Source organism: Trinickia sp. Z7 (genome assembly GCF_056498045.1).
In genome coordinates, this window is record NZ_JAUEQW010000033.1 from 1 (window position 1) to 3,200 (window position 3,200).

The 3,200-nt window shown below is 62.2% G+C and carries 4 protein-coding genes; all 4 read right to left on the bottom strand.

Features of this window, described 5'->3' with window-relative positions; genetic code table 11:
* Positions 1–139: 139 nt before the first annotated feature.
* The 4 genes from QQS38_RS25760 to QQS38_RS25775 are packed head-to-tail and all read right to left on the bottom strand — an operon-like array spanning position 140 to position 3,118.
* Positions 140–526: a hypothetical protein gene (locus QQS38_RS25760; RefSeq protein WP_479648163.1), complete on the bottom strand. Its 387-nt coding sequence runs from the start codon at positions 524–526 to the stop codon at positions 140–142.
* 31 nt (positions 527–557) lie between these two features.
* Entirely contained in the window at positions 558–2,279 is a 1,722-nt protein-coding gene (tnpC, locus tag QQS38_RS25765; protein ID WP_479648164.1) for an IS66 family transposase, read from the bottom strand.
* A gap of 51 nt (positions 2,280–2,330) precedes the next feature.
* Positions 2,331–2,681 carry an IS66 family insertion sequence element accessory protein TnpB gene (gene tnpB, locus QQS38_RS25770; protein ID WP_154870100.1) on the bottom strand — a complete coding sequence of 117 codons (351 nt, stop codon included), beginning with the start codon at positions 2,679–2,681 and terminating at the stop codon, positions 2,331–2,333.
* A complete protein-coding gene (locus QQS38_RS25775) occupies positions 2,678–3,118 on the bottom strand; it encodes a hypothetical protein (RefSeq protein WP_479648165.1) in 441 nt (146 codons plus the stop codon). The genes tnpB and QQS38_RS25775 overlap by 4 nt, the downstream gene beginning before the upstream one ends.
* Between the last annotated feature and the right edge of the window lie 82 nt (positions 3,119–3,200).

Here is a 3,200-nt window from a genome sequence, read left to right on the forward strand (position 1 = left end):
GTATCCGCCCGAGAATCCCCGCAGTAGCGAATGCTGCCGATTTCGCGGAGACTTCAGTACCGTCGGGGAGAGTGATTGTCGGCGGGGCCGACACGTGGCGACGTCGTCGCCGTTGGAGCGCTTGTGTGCGCGAGATGGACTACCGCCGCGGTGCTTCCCGGGCGTCGCAGTAGAAGCTCAGGGTGTCGTCGTCTTTGATCTTGACGTGCCAATGGCCGACGCAGTACTTGGCGTCGGCGAACTTCTCCCGCCAGCGATTGGAGAGCTTGCCGATCCAGGCACGCGCTTCCGATGGCATCTGCGGCGAGGCGGCCATCTGCTGCAGCATCTGCAGATAAGTGGGGTCGCCGCGAGGGGCGTTGGCCGCGACATGCGCGTTCCAAACGAGCACCACGAGCTTATATATCTCGCGCACCACGGCGATCGGCGTCTCTTCAGTGATGGCCTCGGAGAGAAGCGGCTCGCCGAAGTCTAGGATCGTTTCGGAGATTTTGCGTTCGGTCTTGCCCGCGCTTGCTTTGCCCATCGTTTCGTTCCAGTTGATGCGCGAGCCCGGTTCAGTGCCGGGTCGCTGAGCCCGCAACCTGCAATGACGACATCGACGCCAAGGTCGATGTCGACCCAGCCACGCCAGAGGGCTTCCAGTTGTACGGGGCCAATTCCTCGATCCGATTGATCGGGTGGTCGTTGATTCGCCCGAGCACATCGCTCAGGTAATCGTACGGGTTCACGCCGTTGGCCCGACAAGTCGCCAGTATGCTGTAGAACACTGCCGCGGCCTTGCCACCGGCCTCGGAACCGAAGAACAAATGATTCTTCCGAGCGATGGCCACTCTGCGAATGGCCCGTTCGATCAGGTTCGAATCCATCGCCAGATTGCCGTCGTCCACATAGCGTGTGAGCGCTTCCCAGTTCGACAGCGAATAGGCAATGGCCCGGCCCAGGGCCGACTTGGGCAGCACTTCGCCCGCCTTGGCCTGCAGCCAAAGCTGGTAATCGCGTAAAACGGGCGCCGATTCCTGCTGCCGTACCCGCCTTCGCTCGGATGGATCGGCATCGCGCAACGTGCGCTCGATCTCGTAGAGCTTGCGAATCCACGCCAGCGCCTGCGCGGCCACGCTCTCGTGGGCTGTCTGCGGCGACTCCTTGCGAAGCAGCCGGTAGATCTTGTAGAACATCCTGCGCGCATGCACATGACAAGCCACGTGCCGAACCTTGCCGCCGCGAAACAGCGCCGCCCAGCCCGAGTAGTCGTCGGCCTGCAGGTAGCCCTGGTAGTTGCCCAGCAGCGCCATTGGATGGCGGCCAGCACGGCTCGACGTGTAGTCGTAGTAGATCACCTTGGGGACGCTCACCCACTGACCATCGCGAAACACCGCTCCCGCACTGGCATACCCCCACAGCCGGACCGTCTTGGTCCGCTCCAGTTGTTTGCACAACTGCGGAAACGGGGTGTCGTCGCCGAATATCACCGGCGCGCTGAGCAACTGCCGAGCGAATACCTTGTACAGAGGCAACATCAGCTTCGAGAGCCGAATCGTCCAGTCGCTCATCGTATTGCGCGAAATGCGCAGCCCGTGCATCGCGAACTCTTCCTCCAGCCGGTAAAACGGCAAGCCCGAGTCGAAGTGCGCCACGATGATTCGTGCCAGTAACTCCGGGCTCGCGTTGCTCTTCATCAGCGGGGAAGCTTGGAACGTCGTGCCGCGCACTGTCGAGACGCCGTTCTTCACCAGTGCATAGCGCGGGCACACATGCTCGACCACCGACATCTTGGCCGGGGTGTACTTGAGCGTGCGCGTGACTGTCTCGCCGATCACCGTCACCCGATCGTGTTGCGACAGCTCTTGTTCCGGCATCGGATGCATGACGCGCTCGATCGGCAGATCGTTGGGCAGCGCCGGTCGGCCCTTGCTTCGGCGCTTGCGTCGGTGCCCCTCCACGGGAATCGATAGATCGGGCTGCTGTGGCGGCAGCGGTGTCTCGTGCGCCTGATCGAAGATGTCCAGCTGCCACGCGCTCATGCGCTCGCGGCTCGCCCCGAACATCTCCTGCCGCGCATGGATCAGTTTGGCCCGCATCTCGAGCAGTGCCTGCTGCGTCTTGGCTAGCACTTCGCTTTGCCCTTCGAGCCGTTCTCGCAGCCGTTCGATCTCGCACTGCTGCTGCTCGATCATCGCATCGCGCGTCGCAATCGCGTCGAGTAATTCGGGAAGGCTCCACGCCCCCAATGCCATCGGCAAGGGTTGTTTCGAGGCGGGGACGTTGAGCGGTTGCATAGGTCAGCATTATCGCTGCGATCGACCCGCTCATGGGCATATCCTCGCGATTCATGCGACCACCGTTGCGTTCACAGCACGTACGCGCCGGCGCACTCCGACGTCGATTCCTTCAAGCCACGTCGTGAGCTCCGCAAGCGAGATGCCGCGCCGTGCGATCGCCGCGGGATCAGCCAGCGAGCCGCTCTCGAATCGCTTGTACATCAACCAAAATCCCGTGCGGTCGTAGACCAAAACCTTGATCTTGTCGCGACGCCGACCATAGAAGACGAACACGTGTCCGCTCAGGGCGTCCTGATCGAACATCGGGCGCACAAGCATCGAAAGCGAATCGATCGACTTGCGCATGTCGATCGGATCGGCAGCGATGTACACCTTAACCGCCGTCGAGAGCATCATCATCGCGGCCTCGCACCGATACGCTCGATCATCGCCTGCAGCAAAGGCTCGAGCGCATATACCGGCAGTCGCAGCCGCACCCCATCGCCCAAGATCAACTCGGGCACGTCGCACGAATCGCCACTGCCAGTAGCACCCATTGCGCGATCGACGATGCCAACGCGCATAAAGCCCGCCATGGTCTGCGCAACTGCAACCGTCGCCCCCGCGCTCTGTTGCACGTCACCACTTCGCTCGGCATGGCTAGCAAGCGCCAAGTACCTCGTCATCGAGGAGCGGGAAATCCCGCTGCGCTCGCTATAGGCTTGGATCGTCAATCCGCTTGCCCGAAACTCGCCTATGACCTCTCGCCACGGCCGCGCGCCACGCTTACCCTGCCTTCTCGCCGGCGGCGCCGCTACACCCGCCGCGTCCCCAGGCAACTTCTGCGTTTCCTGCATGAATATCCTCCCGTCGTCGCAATGGGAGAATCGTCAGCGATCAGCGACGTTCATTCAATAACGGGGATTCTCGGGCGGATAC